The sequence below is a fragment of the Chromatiales bacterium genome (assembly GCA_014762505.1).
Classification (GTDB): domain Bacteria; phylum Pseudomonadota; class Gammaproteobacteria; order SpSt-1174; family SpSt-1174; genus SpSt-1174.
The window spans coordinates 157,616-175,045 of sequence record JABURS010000042.1 but is presented as its reverse complement, the minus strand read 5'-3'; the positions used below and the strand labels follow the sequence as shown (position 1 = coordinate 175,045).

At 70.0% G+C, this 17,430-nt stretch carries 19 protein-coding genes and 1 other RNA gene; 15 read left to right on the top strand and 5 right to left on the bottom strand.

Features of this window, described 5'->3' with window-relative positions; all coding sequences use genetic code 11:
• The first annotated feature begins 10 nt into the window (after window positions 1–10).
• The 7 genes from HUJ28_11240 (at window position 11) to ffs (ending at window position 6,230) form a co-directional block, all read left to right on the top strand.
• Window positions 11–979, top strand: coding sequence for a DUF58 domain-containing protein (locus HUJ28_11240; protein MBD3620037.1), 969 nt, complete (start codon window positions 11–13; stop codon window positions 977–979).
• Complete coding sequence (locus HUJ28_11235; GenBank protein MBD3620036.1) at window positions 976–1,443, top strand: hypothetical protein; 468 nt, start codon at window positions 976–978, stop codon at window positions 1,441–1,443. Before HUJ28_11240 ends, HUJ28_11235 begins: the two co-directional genes overlap by 4 nt.
• On the top strand, window positions 1,440–2,507 hold the full coding sequence (locus tag HUJ28_11230; protein MBD3620035.1) for a VWA domain-containing protein: 1,068 nt from the start codon (window positions 1,440–1,442) through the stop codon (window positions 2,505–2,507). Before HUJ28_11235 ends, HUJ28_11230 begins: the two co-directional genes overlap by 4 nt.
• The gene (locus HUJ28_11225) at window positions 2,504–4,333 is read left to right on the top strand and encodes a VWA domain-containing protein (GenBank protein ID MBD3620034.1); all 1,830 of its coding nucleotides are present in this window, start codon (window positions 2,504–2,506) and stop codon (window positions 4,331–4,333) included. The genes HUJ28_11230 and HUJ28_11225 overlap by 4 nt, the downstream gene beginning before the upstream one ends.
• Entirely contained in the window at window positions 4,327–5,520 is a 1,194-nt protein-coding gene (locus HUJ28_11220; protein MBD3620033.1) for a BatD family protein, read from the top strand. Before HUJ28_11225 ends, HUJ28_11220 begins: the two co-directional genes overlap by 7 nt.
• A 109-nt stretch (window positions 5,521–5,629) precedes the next feature.
• Window positions 5,630–6,031 (top strand): large-conductance mechanosensitive channel protein MscL, encoded by a 402-nt coding sequence (gene mscL / locus HUJ28_11215; GenBank protein ID MBD3620032.1) that lies wholly within the window; start codon window positions 5,630–5,632, stop codon window positions 6,029–6,031.
• Between the two features lie 102 nt (window positions 6,032–6,133).
• An RNA gene (gene ffs / locus HUJ28_11210) (signal recognition particle sRNA small type) lies at window positions 6,134–6,230 on the top strand.
• A 39-nt stretch (window positions 6,231–6,269) separates the two neighbouring features.
• Here the strand turns inward: ffs and HUJ28_11205 are convergent.
• Window positions 6,270–6,632 (bottom strand): hypothetical protein, encoded by a 363-nt coding sequence (locus HUJ28_11205; GenBank protein ID MBD3620031.1) that lies wholly within the window; start codon window positions 6,630–6,632, stop codon window positions 6,270–6,272.
• Window positions 6,633–6,876: 244 nt separating this feature from the next.
• Between HUJ28_11205 and HUJ28_11200 the strand changes: the two genes are divergently transcribed.
• From HUJ28_11200 to HUJ28_11170, 7 genes are all read left to right on the top strand, one after another.
• Window positions 6,877–8,361, top strand: a complete 1,485-nt coding sequence (locus HUJ28_11200) for a HAMP domain-containing protein (GenBank protein MBD3620030.1) — start codon at window positions 6,877–6,879, stop codon at window positions 8,359–8,361.
• On the top strand, window positions 8,351–9,745 hold the full coding sequence (locus tag HUJ28_11195) for a sigma-54-dependent Fis family transcriptional regulator (GenBank protein MBD3620029.1): 1,395 nt from the start codon (window positions 8,351–8,353) through the stop codon (window positions 9,743–9,745). Before HUJ28_11200 ends, HUJ28_11195 begins: the two co-directional genes overlap by 11 nt.
• 162 nt (window positions 9,746–9,907) lie before the next feature.
• A complete protein-coding gene (locus HUJ28_11190) occupies window positions 9,908–10,294 on the top strand; it encodes a DUF4168 domain-containing protein (GenBank protein MBD3620028.1) in 387 nt (128 codons plus the stop codon).
• A 137-nt stretch (window positions 10,295–10,431) separates the two neighbouring features.
• Complete coding sequence (gene dnaX, locus HUJ28_11185) at window positions 10,432–12,264, top strand: DNA polymerase III subunit gamma/tau (GenBank protein MBD3620027.1); 1,833 nt, start codon at window positions 10,432–10,434, stop codon at window positions 12,262–12,264.
• A gap of 10 nt (window positions 12,265–12,274) precedes the next feature.
• Window positions 12,275–12,601 (top strand): YbaB/EbfC family nucleoid-associated protein, encoded by a 327-nt coding sequence (locus tag HUJ28_11180; GenBank protein MBD3620026.1) that lies wholly within the window; start codon window positions 12,275–12,277, stop codon window positions 12,599–12,601.
• Between the two features lie 10 nt (window positions 12,602–12,611).
• Window positions 12,612–13,208, top strand: a complete 597-nt coding sequence (recR, locus tag HUJ28_11175; protein MBD3620025.1) for a recombination protein RecR — start codon at window positions 12,612–12,614, stop codon at window positions 13,206–13,208.
• 79 nt (window positions 13,209–13,287) lie between these two features.
• A complete protein-coding gene (locus HUJ28_11170) occupies window positions 13,288–13,632 on the top strand; it encodes a histidine triad nucleotide-binding protein (protein ID MBD3620024.1) in 345 nt (114 codons plus the stop codon).
• A 154-nt stretch (window positions 13,633–13,786) separates the two neighbouring features.
• On the opposite strand, the gene rsgA is transcribed toward HUJ28_11170, so the two are convergent.
• The 4 genes from rsgA to HUJ28_11150 are packed head-to-tail and all read right to left on the bottom strand — an operon-like array spanning window position 13,787 to window position 16,608.
• Complete coding sequence (gene rsgA / locus HUJ28_11165) at window positions 13,787–14,677, bottom strand: small ribosomal subunit biogenesis GTPase RsgA (GenBank protein MBD3620023.1); 891 nt, start codon at window positions 14,675–14,677, stop codon at window positions 13,787–13,789.
• Complete coding sequence (locus HUJ28_11160) at window positions 14,674–15,021, bottom strand: 4a-hydroxytetrahydrobiopterin dehydratase (GenBank protein ID MBD3620022.1); 348 nt, start codon at window positions 15,019–15,021, stop codon at window positions 14,674–14,676. The genes rsgA and HUJ28_11160 overlap by 4 nt, the downstream gene beginning before the upstream one ends.
• Before the next feature lie 16 nt (window positions 15,022–15,037).
• Window positions 15,038–15,328 (bottom strand): cytochrome c, encoded by a 291-nt coding sequence (locus tag HUJ28_11155; protein MBD3620021.1) that lies wholly within the window; start codon window positions 15,326–15,328, stop codon window positions 15,038–15,040.
• A gap of 32 nt (window positions 15,329–15,360) precedes the next feature.
• The gene (locus tag HUJ28_11150) at window positions 15,361–16,608 is read right to left on the bottom strand and encodes a M48 family metallopeptidase (GenBank protein ID MBD3620020.1); all 1,248 of its coding nucleotides are present in this window, start codon (window positions 16,606–16,608) and stop codon (window positions 15,361–15,363) included.
• A 101-nt stretch (window positions 16,609–16,709) separates the two neighbouring features.
• Between HUJ28_11150 and orn the strand changes: the two genes are divergently transcribed.
• Window positions 16,710–17,282, top strand: coding sequence for an oligoribonuclease (orn, locus tag HUJ28_11145; GenBank protein MBD3620019.1), 573 nt, complete (start codon window positions 16,710–16,712; stop codon window positions 17,280–17,282).
• The last annotated feature ends 148 nt before the right edge of the window (window positions 17,283–17,430 follow it).

Here is a 17,430-nt window from a genome sequence, read left to right as displayed (position 1 = left end):
CATACAGGGCATGAGGGGCTGGCGGCAGGCCGTCACGGCCTGGCGTCACGGACGGGCTCGCCCGGCCGCGGCGACACTCGCGCCGCTGCTGGACGAGGCCGCCCTTCAGGCGCTGGCCCGCCGGGCGGCCACGGGGAAGGGCATCGCGGGCCCGCGCGAGGTGGACTACCCGCTGCACGGCGACAGCCCGGCCCGCCACCTCGGTGCCGGCCTCGACTACGAGGAGAGCCGGCCCTTCCAGCACGGTGACGAACCCCGTTTCATGAACTGGCGCCTGCTGGCGCGCACCGGCGAGCATTTCGTGAAGGTCTTTCGCGAGGAACGTCGCCCCGGCGTGTTCCTGCTGGTGGACCGGCGCGCGGGTATGCGTTTTGGCACGCGCCGGCGTCTCAAGGCCGCCCAGGCCGCGCGCGCCGCGACGCTGATCGCCTTTGCCGCGGCGCAGGCGCAGATGGCCATCGGTGGCGTGATGCTGGAGACCCGGCCGCGCTGGCTGCGCGACCTCCGGGGCGAGGCGGGCGCCCACGGCCTGGCGCAGGCCGCCGCCGCGCCATGTCCGCCGCCGTCTCCTGCGTCCGCGCAGGGGACCGAGCCGGGCCTGGCCGGGCCGCTGGACCTGCTGCGTGCGAGCCTGCCCCGCGGTACGCGGATCTATCTCATCAGCGACTTTGCCGACCTGGACACCACGCTCACGCCGACGCTGCTGGCCCTGGCCCGGGCCCATGCCGTGCAGGCCGTGCATATCGTCGATGCGGCGGAGCAGGGCCTGCCTGCCGTGGGGCCGCTGTGGCTCGCGCCCGCGGCCGGCCAGGCGGCCCGTTACGTGAACACCGACGATACGGCCGTGACCGCCGACTATGCCCGGGCCGCCGAGGCCTGCCTGGCCGATCGCGAGGCCGTACTGCGCGCGGCCGGCATCCCCTGCCGGCGCCTGATGGCGGATTGCGAGGCCGTCGAGCGGGAGCTGGTCCTGCCATGAGCGCGGCGGGCGGGATGACCGGGGCGCTGGATGCCGGCCTGCTCGACGTGGAACTGCCGGCACCGGAGGCACTGGCGGTTACGTCACTGCTGCCCTGGCTGGGGCTGGTCGCCCTGCTGCTGCTGACCGCCTGGCTGCTCTGGTGGTGGCGGTTTTCGCCGCGCGGACTGGCGCGCCACCGGCTGCAACGCCTCGAGCGTGCGGCCCGGGCCGGACGCCTGCCGCCCCGCGGCGTCGCGCTGCACCTGGCCCAGGCCCTGCGCCTCGGACTGGGGCTGCCCCGCCTGTCCCTGCAGTGCGCCCCGTCGGCACTGCCCGCCGGGCAGGTCACCCGCTGGCGCGACTTCCTCGTCGCGCTGGAGACCGCCCGTTTCGCCCCGGACGGCTGCAGTGCCGATGCCGCCCGGGCCCTGATCCTCGAGGCCCGTTACTGGCTGCGGCGCTGGCCGCGGAGACCCGCGTGACCCCGGCCGATGTCATGACCAGTGGGCTGCCACTCGGCGACATCACCCTGCTGGCACCCTGGTGGTTGCTGCTGCTGCCGGTTCTGGCGGTCCTCGCCTGGTGGTGGCGCCGCCGCTCCGGCAGTGAGGCGGCAACCGGGCGCATCACCCGCTACCTGCATCCCCTGATCGCCCTGTTGCCGCCCCGGCCCCCGCCACGGGCCCATTGGCGATGGCTGTGGCGCCTGTCGGGCCTGCTCGGCGTGGCCTGCCTGGTCGTGGCCCTGAGCGAACCCGTGCGGGTGGGCGAGCGCCTGCCCGAGCCGCCGGCTGTGCGCGACATCGTGCTGGTGGTGGATACCTCGGTGAGCATGGTGCTGCGCGATTACGTGCTGGACGGGGAGCGTGTCTCGCGCATGGACGTGCTCAAGGGCCTGCTCGATCCCTTCATCGCCGGGCTTGCGCAGGCCCGGGTCTCGGTCATCGTCTTCGCCGAGCGCTCGCATACCCTGGTGCCCCTGACCACCGACACGGCGCTTGCCCGCTGGCAGGTGCGGCGCCTGCGTACCGGCATGGCCGGACGCTTCAATGCCCTGGGCGAGGCCATTGCGCTGGGCGTGCGCGAGCTGGACCAGGCCTCGGTCGCGGCCCCCGATGGCACCGATGCCCCCGAGCGCCGTCGCTTCATCGTGCTGTTCACGGACGCGGACCAGGCCACCGGCGGGATCGCGCCCGAGGCCGCCGCGGCGCTGGCGGCCGAGGCCGGCATGCGGCTCTATACGGTGGGCATCGGCGCCACCGACACCGCGGCGGCCGAGGAGACCCTGGGCGGGCTGCTCTATGCGCCGGTGGACAGGGAGCTGCTCGCCCGGCTCGCCGAGACCGCAAACGGGCAGCGCTTTCTCGCCCGGGATACCGCCAGCCTGCGCGAGGCCATCGAGGCCATCAACCGGCAGGAGGCCCATGTCCTCGAGGTCGAGCCCCAGCGCTGGACCTGGCCGCTGTATCACTGGCCGCTGCTGGCCGGGCTGCTGCTGCTGAGCCTGGCGCGGCTCGGCCAGGTACTCACGGGGAGGGGGGCATGATCGGCTGGACCGAGCTCAGCCAGCTGCACTGGCGGGAGCCGCTGTGGCTGCTGCTCGCGGCCCAGCCGCTGCTGCTCGGGCTGCTGCAGGCCCTGTGGCGACAGCGCCAGGCCCGCTACGCCGAGCCGGCCCTGCGCCCCTGGGTGGTCGATCCCGGGGCGGCGACGGATACGCCCTGGCGGCTGACGGCGGTCGGCCTGCAGTGGCTGGCCTGGCTCCTGCTGGCCGTGGCCGCCGCCGGACCGCGCCTGCCGCTGGTCGTGGCGGGGGAGGGGCAGGCCGATCCGGGCAGCCTGCTGGTGCTGGTCGATGTCTCGCCCTCGATGCAGGCAACCGACATCCGGCCCCAGCGGCTGCGTCGTGTCCGTATCGAACTGGAGGAATTGCGCGCCCGCACCGGGCGCCTGCGCATCGGGGTCATGGTCTATGCCGGTCGGCCGCACCTGCTGGCGCCGCCCACCGCCGATGCCGACGCGCTCGATTTCTATCTCGACCAGCTCGAGGGGCTCGTGCTGCCCACCGCCGGCAGCCGCCATGCCGTCGCGCTGGAGGCCGCCGCGGCGCTGCTGGCCGATACGGACCGGGCCAGCCTGCTGTGGATCACCGATGGCGACCTCGTCGGCGAGGACGAGGCGGCGGATGGCGACCCGCGCCTGGCAGCGGCGGTGGCCGGCCTGGCCGAGGCCGGGGTGCCGCTCTTCTTGCTCGGCGTGGGCACGGCAGAGGGCGCGGCCGTGCCCACGCCGGATGGCGGCTGGCTGAGCGTGGATGGCCGCCCGGTGATCTCGCGCCTGGATGCCGACCGGCTGCAGGCCCTGGCCAGCCGGGGCGGTGGGGCCTTCAGCCCGGTGCGTCCCGATGACGGCGACTGGCGCCGGCTCTACGACGCCGGCATCGCCACGCACCTGCCCGCACCATCCGAGGCGGAAGCGGACATCCTCTGGCGCGAGCTGTATCGCTGGGCCTTGTTGCCGGGGCTCGTGCTGCTGCTGATTCCCCCGCTGCTGCGGGCGCGGGGGCCACGGGCGACCCCGCTGGCCGGCGTGCTGCTGCTGGGGACGTTGCTGCCCTCGCTGCCCCTGCCGGTACAGGCGGACGAGGCCCGCGCCCATGCGGCCCTGCTCGCAGGCGAGTACGCGGTCGCCGCCGAGCAGTATGCCGGGCTGGGCGGGTATCGCGGCCTGCTGGGCGAGGGAGTGAGCCGTTACCGGCAGCAGGACTACGAGACGGCCGCGGCGCGGTTCGGCCAGGCGGTGCTCGTGGCCGGCAGCGATGCCGAGCGGGCCCTGGCCCTGCACAACCTCGGCAACAGCCAGTTCCGCCTGGGCGACTACGCCGCGGCGCTGACCAGCTTCCAGGATGCGCTCAACTACCAGCCCGCGCGCGAGACCACCCGGCACAACCTGGCCCTGAGCGAGGTGCTGCTGGAGGCCGTGGAGGAACGGCTGGGCGAGCGCCTGGCCGAGCGCGCCGGCACCGGCCCCGCCAGTCGGCGGGCTGCCGACGGCCTGGACGTCGGCGAGAATGCGACCGTCTCGCTGGCCGATGACGAGAACGCGGACTTCGTGCCGGACCCCGTCGATCCTGATGCGCTGCCCGAGGCCCTGATCCTGCGCGGGCTGGAACGGTTGCGACTGCAGGAGGAAACGGGCGGGGCGGCCCGCAGCCAGCGCATCCGCGAGCAGGCACTGGGCATCGCCCGCCTGCGCATGGAGGGACTGGCCGACGACCAGGCGCTGTTGTGGAAGACCCTGTTCGAGCTCGAAGAGGGGATCGTGAGCCCGCTGGACGAGCCGGCCCGGATGCAGGGGGTGGCGCCATGGTGAGGTGGCTGCTGACGGGCTGGCTGCTGCTCGGCACCGGACTGGCCGTGGCGGCGGACTTTTCCCACCGGCTGTCGGATGAGACGCCGTGGACCCGTGAGGCCATTTACCTCATGGTGGAGGTCGCGGACGCCGACCGCTTTGCCGTGCTCGAGACCGAGGCGCCGCAGCTGCCGGGCATGGAGGCCGTGCTGCTGCCCTACACCCGCGAGGGGGGCCGCCTGCGTATCGGCTGGGCCCTGTTTGCCCAGGCCCCCGGCGCATACCGGGTCGAGCTGCCGCCGGTGCGCTATCGCCTGGGCGGCGTGACCGAGCACAGCCATCAGGTCCCGCCGCAGGTGGTCAGCGTGCGTGCACTGCCGTCCTACATACCGCCCACCCTGAGCGTGGGCGAGGTGCGGATCGCCTCGACGGTCGAGCCCGCCGGCCTGTTGCGACCCGGGCGGCTGGCCTACTGGCGCATCCGGCTGGCGGGCGATGCGGTGTTGCCCGAGGCGCTGCCGCATGTGCTGCAGCAGATCGAATCGACCGCCGATGTCGAGTTTCTCGCCCCGCGCAGCAGGCGGCAGATGACGCCGGGGGCCGGCGGTGTGCATGGCGAGGTGGTGCACGAGGTCCCCTTCAAGCCGCGGGGCAGTGGGCTCGTCCGGCTGCCGGCGCTCGAGTACCAGTATTTCGATCCCGCCACCGGGCGCCTCGCGCGGGTGCGCCACGCGCCGCCAACGGTGCTGGCGCTGGCGCCCGGCTGGCGCCTGCTGGCGGGCCTGTTCCTGCTGGCCCTGGTCGCGGCGGGCGGCTATACCGCGGGGCGCCGACTGCACCGGGCATGGCGCCGCCACCGGGGCTGTGCGGCAGCGCTGCGACGGCTGGCGGTGGCCGGCGATGCGACGGCGGTCCTGCGGGCCCTGCAGGACCACGCCCGCGCCGCCGGGCGCCCTGCCGGGCCGGGGCTCGAAGCCTGGCTGGCCGGGTGGGAGGCGGTGCACGGGGAGGACGGGCGGCTGGCCGGGTGGCTGGGGCAGCTCGCGGCCATCCGCTACGGCCGCGCCGACGCCGCGCCCCTGCCGGCGCTGCGCGATGCCCTGCTGCGGCACCTGCGGCAGCCGCCATGCCGTCCGGCCCGTTTCCGCTGCCGGGGCGAGGGCTGGCTGCCGGCCTATTTCCCGTCGACCCGATTCCCGCCGACCTGACCCCCGGTCACGCGCCCTTGTCCGGGCTGGGCTATCCTCAGGCCGTTACCGGGCGCCTTGCGCCCGTGACATCCGGTTCACAACAACTAATGAGGAAGCGGTCATGGGCATGTTGCAGGAGTTCAAGGCCTTCGCGGTGCGGGGCAACGTGGTGGACATGGCGGTGGGGATCATCATCGGCGTGGCCTTCGGCAAGATCGTCTCGTCCTTCGTCGCCGACGTGGTGATGCCGCCGCTGGGGCTGCTCATCGGCGGGGTGGACTTCACGGATCTCGCGGTCACGCTCAAGGCGGCCGAGGAGGGGGTGGCGGCCGTCACGCTGAACTATGGCGTCTTCATCCAGACGGTGTTCGACTTCGTGATCGTGGCCTTTGCCGTCTTCATCGCCGTGAAGGTGATCAACTCGCTGAAGAAGAAGGAGGAGGCCAAACCCGCCGCCCCGCCGGCCCCCTCGAAGGAAGAAGAGCTGCTGGCGGAGATCCGCGACCTGCTCAAGCAGCAGCGCGGCTAGCCCGCCCCGTCATCCGCCTGCCGGGCGCCTCGCGCCCGGCAAACTTGCCCCCGCCTGCTCGCAGTCGGTATGATGCGCGGCTCTTCGTTCAATGGTGGCCCGTGCCGGTCCCCCCGCGACGACAAGCTGCAAACCCCGCCAGGCCCGGAAGGGAGCAACGGTAGCAGTGGACTCGGGCGCCGGGGTGTGGCTGGTGCGGGCCGCCACCCTTTCCTGCCTCCGTTTTTGTCTGCCGCCCTCAATAGGGCCTCTTGCGCTCGACGATGTCGATCGCGATCCCCTCGATCTCGCTCAGGTAGATGGCCGGCAGGTATTGCCGGTCGCCGGCCTCGGTGACCGTCTCGCGCTCGATGGTGATGAGCTTGCGCACCTCGTAAACGGATTCGCCCTCGCCATCGGTGAAGTGCACGGTGAGGTCGGCATCGTAGGCGCGTTCGCAGCTGTTCTCGATGTCGGCCCGCCAGGCCAGCGCCGCCGCACTGGTGTCGCTGCGATCCTCGTCGATCTGCTTCTCCCTGACCTCCAGGCACTGGGCATTGGCACTGCCGGCGTAGAGGCAGAGAAGCAGCAGGATGGCGAGGGTGGGCATCGGGTATCGCATGGGTCCTCCGGCATGGTCGTTGCAATGGGTCGTTGCAATGGGTCATTGCAATGGGTCATTGCAATGGGTGTTGCAATAAGTCTGGGCAATGTATCGGGCAAGACGCGGCTCACACGACATGCCCGGGCTCTCCCGACTTACGCAAGGACCGTACCAGCACGCCGGTTGCTGCGGTCTCCTCTACATGGGACCTGCGGGCGACCTGTCTGGCCGGGACCGCCTCAAAAGTGTATCATTTTGACTCATGCGCCAATTGAATCCACCGTATGCCCGCCCCTGGACCGCTCGTCGCCCGTCGCTGGCGGTCACGCTCTTCGCCGTGGTGGTGCTGCCCCTGCTGGCGGCCACCGCCCTGACCGGCTGGTACAGCGTGCGCTATCTCGAGTCCCAGACCGAGGCCCGCATGCAGAAGGACATCGAGCTGGTGGCGCGGGCCATCCGCCTGCCGGTGAGCCATGCCCTGGAACGCGGCTATGAACGTACCGTGCAGCAGGCGCTGGAGTCGGCCTTCAGCATCGACCGCGTCTATGGCGTGTTCGTCTACGACAGCGAGGGCCGCGAGGTGGCGGCCAGCGGGCGCATGAACGCCTCGCTGGAGAGCGAACGCGTGGCCCTGCTGGCCGCCAGCGGCGAGCGCCAGGGCGAGTTCGGCGAGGTTGGGGGCGAGGAGGTCTTCTCCTATTTCGTCCCGCTGACCGATGCCGGCGGGCGCATCTCGGGCCTGTTGCAGGTCACACGCAAGGGCAGCGACTTCGACGGCTACATCCAGCAGGTGCGTATACACACCCTCACGGTGATGGCGCTCACCGGTGTGATGCTGGTGCTCATCTTCGTCGTCGGTCACCGCTGGGCCGTGGGCCGGCACATACGCCGCATCGAGGACGACCTGCGCCGTGTGGGCGAGGGCGAGCCCGACCATCGCCTCACCTTGCACGGGGCGCGGGAATTCCGTCTGCTGGCCTCGTCCGTGAACCGCATGCTCGATGCCATCGAGCGTTCGCGTACCGAGCTGCAGGCGCTGGGCGAGCGGCTGCACCGTTCGGAGAAGATGGCGGCCCTGGGCCAGCTGGCGGGCGGGGTGGCGCATGAGCTGGGTAGTCCGCTCAGCACCGTGGACGGCAAGGCGCAGCGGCTGCTGCGCCGCGAGGACCTGCCAGAGCCGGTGGTCACGGCCCTGCAGGCCATCCGGCGCGAGGCGGCGCGCATGCAGCGGATCATCCGTCAGCTGCTCGACTTCGGGCGTAGCAATCCCCTGCGTCGTCGGCGGACAGCGGCCGACCGGCCGCTGCGCAGTGTGCTCGAGACCGTACGGGACCAGGGGCTCGCCCGGGGGGTGGATCTGCGGCTGGAGTCGCCGGGGGAGGCCCCCTTCATCGGCGTGGACGTCATCCGCCTGGAGCAGGCCCTCGGCAATCTGTTGCGCAATGCCCTGCAGGCCGCACGCAGCGAGGTGCGGGCGGGCTGGGCCGTGGACGATGGCTGGCTCAGCTACCGGATCGACGATGACGGCCCGGGGGTGGCACCCGAGGTGCGCGGGCATCTGTTCGAACCCTTCTTCACCACGAAGCCCGTCGGCGAGGGCACAGGGCTAGGACTGGCCGTGGCGCATGCCGCGGCCCACGATCACGGCGGCGAGATCACGCTGGACCGCAGTCCGCTCGGCGGGGCGCGGTTCTGCCTGCGCCTGCCCCTGGAACCGAAGCAGGAGGGTGATACCGATGCTGTCTGAAGAACCCGTGCGCATACTGCTGGTGGAGGACGATGCCGGCCTGCGTGAACTCATCCGCGAGGAGCTGGAGGATGCCGGCTACGCGGTGATCGAGGCGGCCGATGTATCCGCTGCGCGCGAGCTGCTGCGCACGGAGGCCCCGGGGCTGGTGGTCAGCGACCTGCGCCTGCCGGGCGAGAACGGCCTGGCGCTGCTGGCCAGGGCCCGTCAGCAGGCGCTGCCGCCAGGCTTCATCATCATCACCGCCTTCGGCACGGTGGAGCAGGCGGTGGAGGCCCTCAAGCAGGGCGCGGACGACTTTCTCACCAAGCCGCTGCAGCTCGACCATCTGCGTCTGGCCGTGGCGCGCACCCTAGAGCGGCGCGCGCTGCGCGAGGAGCTCGCCCGCTACCGCAGCATGCTCGGCAGCGGCGACTTTCACGGCCTGCTGGGTCGCAGCCCCGCCATGCGCGAACTCTTCGAGCAGATCCGCCGCATCGCCCGCGCCAGCGGGCCGGTGCTGGTGCTGGGTGAGAGTGGGGTGGGCAAGGAGCTGGTGGCCCGTGCCCTGCATGCCGAGTCGGAGCGCCGCGACGGTCCCTTCGTGGCCATGAACTGCGCGGGCATCCCCGCCGAGCTGCTGGAAAGCGAGCTCTTCGGCCACAGCGCCGGGGCCTTCACCGGTGCGCAGCGCGCCCGCAAGGGGCTGTTTGCCGAGGCGGAGGGCGGCACGCTGCTGCTCGACGAGATCGGCGAGATGCCGGCGGAGATGCAGTCCAAGCTGCTGCGCATCCTGCAGGACGGGCGCATGCGGCCGGTGGGCGAGAACCGTGAACGCCAGGTCGATGTGCGCATCGTCGCCGCCACCAACCGCGACCTGGAGGCCGGGATCGAGGCCGGCGGTTTTCGCGCCGACCTGTTCTATCGCCTGGAGACCTTCGCCCTGCGCGTGCCCCCGCTGCGCGAGCGTGAGGACGACATCGACCTGCTGACCGCGCACTTCGTCACCCGCTTTGCCGGGACGAGCGCAAGCCCGGTGCGCGGCATCACCCTGGAGGCCATCGAGTGCCTGCGGGCCTATGGCTTCCCCGGCAACGTGCGCGAACTCTCCAACGCCATCGAGCGGGCCGTGGCCTTCTGTCGCGGCGGCGAGATCGGCGTGGAGGACCTGCCGGCCCGCATCCGGGAGGGTGCCCGTCGGCAGGGTCTCGTCGTGCCGAACCTGCCGGACGCAGGACCGCCGGCGCTGGTGCCGCCGGGCCAGCTGCCGCCGCTGCGCGAGGTCGAACAGCGCTACGTGCGCCACGTGCTGGAGCGCCTGGACAACAACAAGCGCCGGGCGGCACAGGTGCTGGGTATCGGCCGACGCACGTTGTATCGCTATCTCGAAGAGGAGATGGGCTGAGCGGGTTCAGGGCGTCACATGTGCCAATCTGGCCCAGGTAATGGCGGTGTTGCAGACGGCGTGCCTGCCGTGGAACCGCGTGGCCATGGGCTCGCCGCATCCTGGCATGGCCATTGCAACCTGTCCTGCTGCATACATACGAAGCAGCCCCAAGGAGGACACATGATCCGCTTCAAGCATTCCCTGATCGCCGCCGCCTTCGGTACCGCCCTGGTGTTCGCACCCTGGGCCGCCATGGCCGAGCCGGGCTCCCAGTCCCAGCCGCCGGCCGGCATGCAGCAGGGCGCCGCCGCCGATGTGGATGACGCCACGCTGGACAAGTTCGTCGTGGCCTACGCCGACATCCAGGCGCTGCAGCAGGAATTCGCCACCGAGCTCGAGCAGGTGGAAAGCCAGGAAGAGGCCGCGGCCCTGCAGCAGGAAACCCAGCAGAAGATGGTCGAGGCCGTGCAGGATTCTGGCCTGAGCGTGCCGGAATACAACACCGTGGTCCAGGCCCTGGACCAGGATCCGGCGCTGCGCGAGAAGGTGGAAAGCAAGATCGAGTAAACCTTCCCGGCACAACGCGAGTGGGAAAAAGGCCGGCCCGTCCGGCCTTTTTCTTTGCCCGCCCCGTCGTTACGGCCGGGGCCCAGTCTCTGCTATAGTGTGGGCCTTCGTCAGGCTACCGGTTCGCACCGTATCTCATGAGTTATCAGGTTCTTGCGCGCAAGTGGCGCCCGCGCAATTTCGAGCAGATGGTGGGGCAGACCCACGTGCTGCGCGCGCTGGTCAACGCGCTGGAAGAGGGGCGGCTGCACCACGCCTATCTGTTCACCGGCACGCGCGGTGTGGGCAAGACCACGGTGGCGCGCGTGCTGGCCAAGTGCCTGAACTGCGAGACGGGCATCACCGCCCGACCCTGCGGCGAATGCGCCGCCTGTCGCGAGATCGACGAGGGGCGCTTCGTCGACCTGATCGAGGTGGATGCGGCCTCCCGCACCAAGGTGGAGGATACACGCGAGCTGCTCGACAACGTGCAGTACGCCCCCACCCGCGGGCGCTACAAGATCTACCTCATCGACGAGGTGCACATGCTCTCCGGGCACAGCTTCAACGCCCTGCTGAAGACCCTGGAGGAGCCGCCGCCGCACGTGAAGTTCCTGCTGGCGACCACCGATCCGCAGCGCCTGCCGGTGACCATCCTCTCGCGCTGCCTGCAGTTCAGTCTCAAGCGCATGCCGGCCTCCATGATCGTCGGCCATCTCGCCCACATCCTCGAACAGGAAGGCATCCGTGCCGACAGTGCGGCGCTGGACCAGATCGCCGTGGCGGCGGATGGCTCCATGCGCGATGCCCTGAGCCTGCTCGACCAGGCCATCGCCTTCGGCGGTGGCGAGGTACGTGATGCCGAGGTACGCGACATGCTGGGCGGCATCGCCCGTGAGCATGTCTTCGGCCTGCTGGATGCCGTGGCCGGTGGCGATGGCCGCGCCCTGCTCGAGGCCGTGGCGAAGGTGGCCGAACAGGCCCCGGACTTCGAGGGCGTGCTGGATGACCTGATATCCCTGCTGCACCAGGTGGCCCTGGCCCAGGTGGTGCCCGAGGCGCTGGACAGCGTCGAGTCGGATGCCGCGCGACTGCGCGCCCTGGCCGAGCGGCTGGCCCCGGAGGACGTGCAGCTCTATTACCAGATCGCCCTGATGGGGCGCCGCGACCTGCCGCTGAACCCGAACCCGCAGGCGGGCTTCGAGATGGTGCTGCTGCGCATGCAGGCCTTCCGGCCCGTGGTGGATGCGGTGTCGGCGCCGGTTGCCGGAGCGGAGACGACCACCCCGGCCAGCGCCCGCGAGGCGGCGATGGCGGCCGTGCAGGCGGACAGACCGGCTCAAAAAAAAACACCTGACGCCGCCCCCCGGGTGAGCCGGCCGATGCCGGTGGCGCCTGCCGCGCCCGCCGAGGCCATGTCGACACCGGCACCGGCTGCCCCGGCGGCGCGTCCCCCGGAACCCGCGTCGGTGCCGCCGGCCTGGGAGGAGGCGCCGCCCCCGACCGCCGCATCCGGGGCCGCCAGTGTGACGGAGCCGGCGCCGGCCCCAGCTCCGGCCCCAGCTCCAGCCCCGGCGGCCAGCCCGGCTGCGGGCCCCGACCTGCGCGGCATCGACTGGCATGCGCTGGTGAACCAGCTGGGCCTGCGGGCCATGGCCCGTTCGCTGGCGGCCAACTGCTCGCTGCGGGCCATCGAGGATGGCCGCGTGGTGCTGGCGCTGGCGCGCTCCCAGGAGAGCCTGCGCACGAAGAGCGTGGAGGCGCGCATCGAGAAGGCGCTGTGCGAGCATTTCGGCGAGGCGCTGAAGCTCGTCATCGAGGTCGTAGACCAGGTCGATGACACGCCCGCGCAGGCCGTGGAGCGCGGCCAGGCGGAGCGGCAGCAGGCGGCCGAGCGCTCCATCGAGGAAGATTCCGTGGCCCGCGCACTGAGGGAGACCTTCGGCGCGGAGCTCATACCGGGTTCGGTAAGACCCCTAACCAGCAAGTGACAGGTGCAAGATGATGAAAGGTGGATTGGGCAACCTGATGAAGCAGGCCCAGAAGATGCAGGCCGACATGCAGAAGGCGCAGGAAGAGATCGCGCGCATGGAGATCACGGGCGAGTCCGGGGGCGGCATGGTGAAGGTGACCATGACCGGCAAGCACGAGGTGCGCCGCGTGGCGATCGACGACAGCCTGATGGGTGACGACCGCGAGATGCTGGAAGACCTGATCGCCGCGGCCATCAACGACGCCGTGCACAAGGTGGATCGCGAGACCAGCGAGCGCATGTCGGGTATCACCGCCGGGATGAACCTGCCGGGCGGCATGAAGCTGCCGTTCTGATCCCGCGCGCATGTCCGAGCGTTCGGTACTGCAGAACCTGGTCGACACCCTGAAGATCCTGCCGGGGGTCGGGCCGAAATCGGCGCAGCGCATGGCGCTGTACCTGCTCGAGCGCGAGCGCGACGGTGCGCTGCGCCTGGCCGATGCCCTGCGCGAGGCGGTGGAGAAGATCGGCCACTGCAAGCGCTGCCGCACGCTCACCGAGCTCGAGGTCTGCCGCATCTGCGCCAATCCGGCGCGCCAGGTCGAGCAGCTGTGCATCGTCGAGACGCCGGCGGACGTGCTGGCCATCGAGCAGGCCTCGGTCTACCGGGGGCTGTATTTCGTGCTCATGGGCCATCTCTCGCCGCTGGACGGCATCGGTCCGGAGGAGCTCGGCCTGGACGAGCTCGAGCGGCGCTTCGGCGAGGGCGAGGTGCAGGAGGTGATACTGGCCACCAACCCGACGGTGGAAGGCGAGGTGACCGCGCATTACATCAGCGAACTGGCCGCCGAGCATGGCATCTCCACCACCCGCCTGGCGCATGGCATCCCGATCGGCGGTGAACTCGAGTACGCGGACAGCCAGACGCTGTCGCATGCCTTCCAGGGTAGAAAGCAATACTGAATGCGGTCGGTCGTTCGTTTGCGGTTTTGCAACGGACGACTGACCACGGACCACGGACGCGACTGAAAGGAGCCAACTCATGTCCGATTGCATCTTCTGCAAGATCGCGGCCGGCGAGATTCCGGCGGATGTGGTGTACCAGGACGACGACGTCATCGCCTTCCGGGATCTGAATCCGCAGGCACCGACCCACGTGCTGGTGATCCCGCGCAAGCACATCGCCACGCTGCACGATGCCGAGGCGGAGGACGCGCAACTCCTGGGCAGACTGTTCCTCGGTGCGCAGCAGGTGGCCGAGGCCTGTGGCATCGCCGAAAGCGGCTATCGCACAGTGGTGAACTGCGGGGCCGGTGCGGGGCAGAGCGTGTTCCACGTGCACCTGCACGTGCTGGGCGGGCGTGCGCTGGGCTGGCCGCCGGGATAAAAAGGCGGTCAGTTGCCCGTGTCGGTCTTTTTGCCACCGTGGGCACAGGGCACACAGAGTTGATGCGAGGAGCGGTTTCTCCTCTGTGGTCCCTGTGCCCTCTGTGGCTTCAGTGCCGTTACACCCGCTGACTGATCTGCCTGGCAAGCTCCTCTCAAACGGCGTTCACGGCGGCGAGGATGTTGCGGTAGTTCGTGTAGCGGCGTCGTGAGATCCCGCCATCCTCCACCGCGGCCTTCACCGCGCATCCGGGTTCCACGACGTGCGTGCAGTTGTGGAATCGGCAGTCGCCTGCACGGTCCGCGATCTCCCGGAAACCACGGGCCAGTTCGGCGGGCGTGACCGTGCCGAGCGTGAAGTCGCGCACGCCCGGCGAGTCGATGAGTTCGCCGCCGTCCGGCAGGTGGTAGAGGGTCGCGCTGGTGGTGGTGTGCTTGCCCTTGCTGCTGTGGTCGGAGATCTCGCCGATGCGGATGTCCTGGGCGGGCAGCAGGTTCTTGATGAGCGACGACTTGCCCACGCCCGAGAGCCCGACCAGGATGCTGGTCTTTCCCTTCAACGCGGCAAGCAATCCGTCCAGTCCGTGTTCCCGCGTGCTGGAGACCTCCAGGACCTGATAACCGAGTTCGCGGTATTCGGCGAGGATGGTCTCGTCCACCGGATGGGTGTCCGCGAGGTCGCACTTGTTGAGCACGATGAGGGCATCGGCCGGCAGCAGTTCGGCGGCGACGAGATAGCGGTCCACCATCTCCCAGTTGGGGGCGGGCAGGTGGGCGCTGACGATCGCCAGCTGGTCGATGTTGGCGGCGATGGGCTTGGGCCGTCCGCGCAGGTCCGGACGGGTGAGGACGTTCTGCCGCTTCTCGATGGCGACGACGACGGCGTTGCCGGTCTGTTCCGCCTGCCACTGCACGTAGTCCCCGCACACCGCGTCCTGCAGCTTGCGCCGGGTGGTGCAGCGATGGGTCTGACCGTCCTCGTCCTCGACGATCATGTCCGCGCCGTAGCGCGTGATCACCCTCCCGGGGCGGCTGCGATCGCTCATGCGCCCGAGGTTTGCAGCAGGGCGTCCACCTTGGCGGCGCAGATCAGGTCGTTTTCCGACAGGCCGCCGATGGCGTGGGTGCTGTAGCGCACCAGGCAGCGGTTGTAGCCCACCTCGAGGTCCGGGTGATGGTCTTCCTGGTGCGCGATCCAGGCGATGGCATTGACGAAGGCCATGGTCTGGTAATAGTCGGCGAAGCGGAATTCACGACGGATGGCCCGGCCATCCTCGACCAGCTGCCACTGCGGATCGAGGGAATGCATCTCCGCCTGCGCCTGTTCGGGGGTGATCGGTGCGACGCCGCCCTCGCAGGGCCTGCAGCGTTTCTGCCTCAGGTCGGACATGGCCATGCCTCCCGGATCAAAAGCGGTAGTAGGTCTGGTTGAGGAAGTGCACCACGTCGGCGATGTCCTCGTCGAACCACTTCAGCTGCAGGTTGGATTCGCAGCGGCGCACCTGGGCCTCCAGGCCGGCCAGCGAACTGACGCGGCGATCGGGGCGGGTGTAGAGCACCTCGCCGTCGCCACCGGTCATGCGGGCGTGGCAGGCCATGCAGTTGTCCTGGTGCAGCTGCTTGCCGTGCTCGAAATCGGCCGCCATGGCCGGGGCCATGCTCGTCAGCAGGGCGATGAAGATCACGATCGGTTTCATGGGCTTGGCTCCTGTGGGGGTCCGGGTTCGCATTATACGGCGGGCAGCGACTTGAGGTGGGCGATGCGCACGCTGGCCGGGGGATGCGAGTCGTAGATGGCCGAGTGCAGGGGGTCCGGCGTCAGGGTGCTCGCATTGTCGCGATACAGGCGTACCAGCGCCTGGATCAGGCTGTCGGCATCGGTCTGGCTGGCGGCGAAGGCATCGGCCTCGAACTCGTGGCGTCGCGACAGCCAGGCGAGCAGGGGCTGAAGGAAGAAGCCGAACACCGGCGCCACCAGGAGGAAGCTCGCCAGGGCGAGGTGGGTGGAGGGTGTCTCGATGCCCAGGCCGGCAAAATACCCCTCCGTGCCGATCAGCCAGGCGAGCAGGGCCAGCGCAGCCAGCGACAGGGCGAACTGCAGCAGCATGCCCTTGAGCACGTGACGGCGGCGGAAGTGCCCGAGTTCATGGGCGAGTACGGCCTCGATCTGGGCCGGCTCCAGCGTATCGAGCAGGGTATCGAAGAACACGATGCGCTTGTGACGGCCAAGCCCGGTGAAGTAGGCATTGCCGTGGCCGGAGCGGCGCGAGCCGTCCATCACGAAGATGCCGTTGCTGCTGAAGCCGCAGCGGGCCAGCAGCCGCTCGACGCGCTCGCGCGTGGCGTCGTCGTCCAGCGGCTCGAAGCGGTTGAACAGCGGCGCGATCAGCGTGGGGTAGGCCCAGATCAGCAACAGGGTGAAGCCCGTCCACGCCGCCCAGACCCACAGCCACCAGTGTTCCCCGGTCACCTGCATCAGCCACAGCACCAGTGCGATGAGCGGTATGCCCAGGACGAGCGCCAGCAGTGTCCCTTTCACGAGATCGGCCAGGAAGGTGCGCGGGGTCGTCTTGTTGAAGCCGAAGCGTGCCTCCAGCCCGAAGGTGCGGTAGACGGAAACGGGCAGTTCCAGCAGGCCGGTGAGGAGGAACACACTGAGCAGCACGGCCGTACCCGTGGCCAGCGCGTTCCAGCCCGCCTGGCGCCAGGTCTCGTCCAGCAGCTGCAGCCCGCCGCCCAGGGTCCAGGCGACGAGCAGCAGGGCGCCGTAGATCAGGTCGATGCGCCCCAGCCGCCCGCGGGCCAGGGTGTAGTCGGCCGCCTTCTGGTGCGCGGCCAGCGGGATGCTGGCGGCAAACTCGGCCGGCACCGCGTCGCGGTGCGCGCGCACGTGCCGTGCCTGGCGCCGGGAGAGCCACAGGCGCAGGGCGACGCTGGTCAGCAGGGCGATGAGAAACAGGATGGTGAAGGCATGCATGAATGAGACCTCGACGAAGGAGCTTACCCCTTTGCGAGAAGCAGGGGCAAGCGGCACAATGGCCCGCAGACTGACACATTCTTGAACCAGGGAATCCCCACATGAGCGCCAGCGCCGACAACCTGATCTGGATCGATCTCGAGATGACCGGTCTCGACACGATGAACGACCGCATCATCGAGATCGCGACCATCGTCACCGACAAGGATCTCAATCTCCTGGCCGAGGGGCCGGTGCTCGCGATCCACCAGCCCGACGCGGTGCTGGCCGGCATGGACGAGTGGAACACGCGTCAGCATGGCCAGTCGGGGCTCACCGAGCGGGTGCGCCAGAGCACGGTGGACGAGGCGCAGGCCGAGGCCGAGACCCTGGCCTTTCTGCGTGCATGGGTGCCCGAGCGCGCCTCGCCCATGTGCGGCAACAGCATCTGCCAGGACCGGCGCTTCCTCGCCCGCTGCATGCCCGGGCTCGAGGCCTATTTCCATTACCGCAATCTCGACGTCAGCACCCTCAAGGAACTGGCGCGCCGCTGGGCGCCCGAGGTGGCCGGCGGTTTCAGCAAGGCCTCCAGCCACCTGGCCCTGGACGACATCCGCGACTCCATCGAGGAGCTCAAGCACTACCGCGATCACTTCATCCGTCTGCCGGCGGTGGATACGGGGATGGAGATGTAGTGGGTCTTGGGCGATAGACGAAAGTCGACTCGCCACAGAGGACACAGAGGGCACAGAGGAAGACGGGTGCCGGTAGGAGCGCTGCGAGGCGCGATCGGGGGATGGCTGCTTCGCCCGGTATGGGCACGGATTGCGCCTATCGCCTGAC

Coding starts and splice junctions, on each gene's coding strand:
- HUJ28_11160 (MBD3620022.1), bottom strand. CDS start 15,021: ATGTCCGACCTGAGGCAGAAACGCTGCAGGCCCTGCGAGGGCGGCGTC.
- HUJ28_11225 (MBD3620034.1), top strand. CDS start 2,504: ATGATCGGCTGGACCGAGCTCAGCCAGCTGCACTGGCGGGAGCCGCTG.
- HUJ28_11195 (MBD3620029.1), top strand. CDS start 8,351: ATGCTGTCTGAAGAACCCGTGCGCATACTGCTGGTGGAGGACGATGCC.
- mscL (MBD3620032.1), top strand. CDS start 5,630: ATGTTGCAGGAGTTCAAGGCCTTCGCGGTGCGGGGCAACGTGGTGGAC.
- HUJ28_11205 (MBD3620031.1), bottom strand. CDS start 6,632: ATGCGATACCCGATGCCCACCCTCGCCATCCTGCTGCTTCTCTGCCTC.
- HUJ28_11150 (MBD3620020.1), bottom strand. CDS start 16,608: ATGCATGCCTTCACCATCCTGTTTCTCATCGCCCTGCTGACCAGCGTC.
- HUJ28_11235 (MBD3620036.1), top strand. CDS start 976: ATGAGCGCGGCGGGCGGGATGACCGGGGCGCTGGATGCCGGCCTGCTC.
- orn (MBD3620019.1), top strand. CDS start 16,710: ATGAGCGCCAGCGCCGACAACCTGATCTGGATCGATCTCGAGATGACC.
- HUJ28_11170 (MBD3620024.1), top strand. CDS start 13,288: ATGTCCGATTGCATCTTCTGCAAGATCGCGGCCGGCGAGATTCCGGCG.
- HUJ28_11240 (MBD3620037.1), top strand. CDS start 11: ATGAGGGGCTGGCGGCAGGCCGTCACGGCCTGGCGTCACGGACGGGCT.
- HUJ28_11190 (MBD3620028.1), top strand. CDS start 9,908: ATGATCCGCTTCAAGCATTCCCTGATCGCCGCCGCCTTCGGTACCGCC.
- rsgA (MBD3620023.1), bottom strand. CDS start 14,677: ATGAGCGATCGCAGCCGCCCCGGGAGGGTGATCACGCGCTACGGCGCG.
- HUJ28_11180 (MBD3620026.1), top strand. CDS start 12,275: ATGATGAAAGGTGGATTGGGCAACCTGATGAAGCAGGCCCAGAAGATG.
- HUJ28_11155 (MBD3620021.1), bottom strand. CDS start 15,328: ATGAAACCGATCGTGATCTTCATCGCCCTGCTGACGAGCATGGCCCCG.
- HUJ28_11220 (MBD3620033.1), top strand. CDS start 4,327: ATGGTGAGGTGGCTGCTGACGGGCTGGCTGCTGCTCGGCACCGGACTG.
- dnaX (MBD3620027.1), top strand. CDS start 10,432: ATGAGTTATCAGGTTCTTGCGCGCAAGTGGCGCCCGCGCAATTTCGAG.
- HUJ28_11200 (MBD3620030.1), top strand. CDS start 6,877: ATGCGCCAATTGAATCCACCGTATGCCCGCCCCTGGACCGCTCGTCGC.
- recR (MBD3620025.1), top strand. CDS start 12,612: ATGTCCGAGCGTTCGGTACTGCAGAACCTGGTCGACACCCTGAAGATC.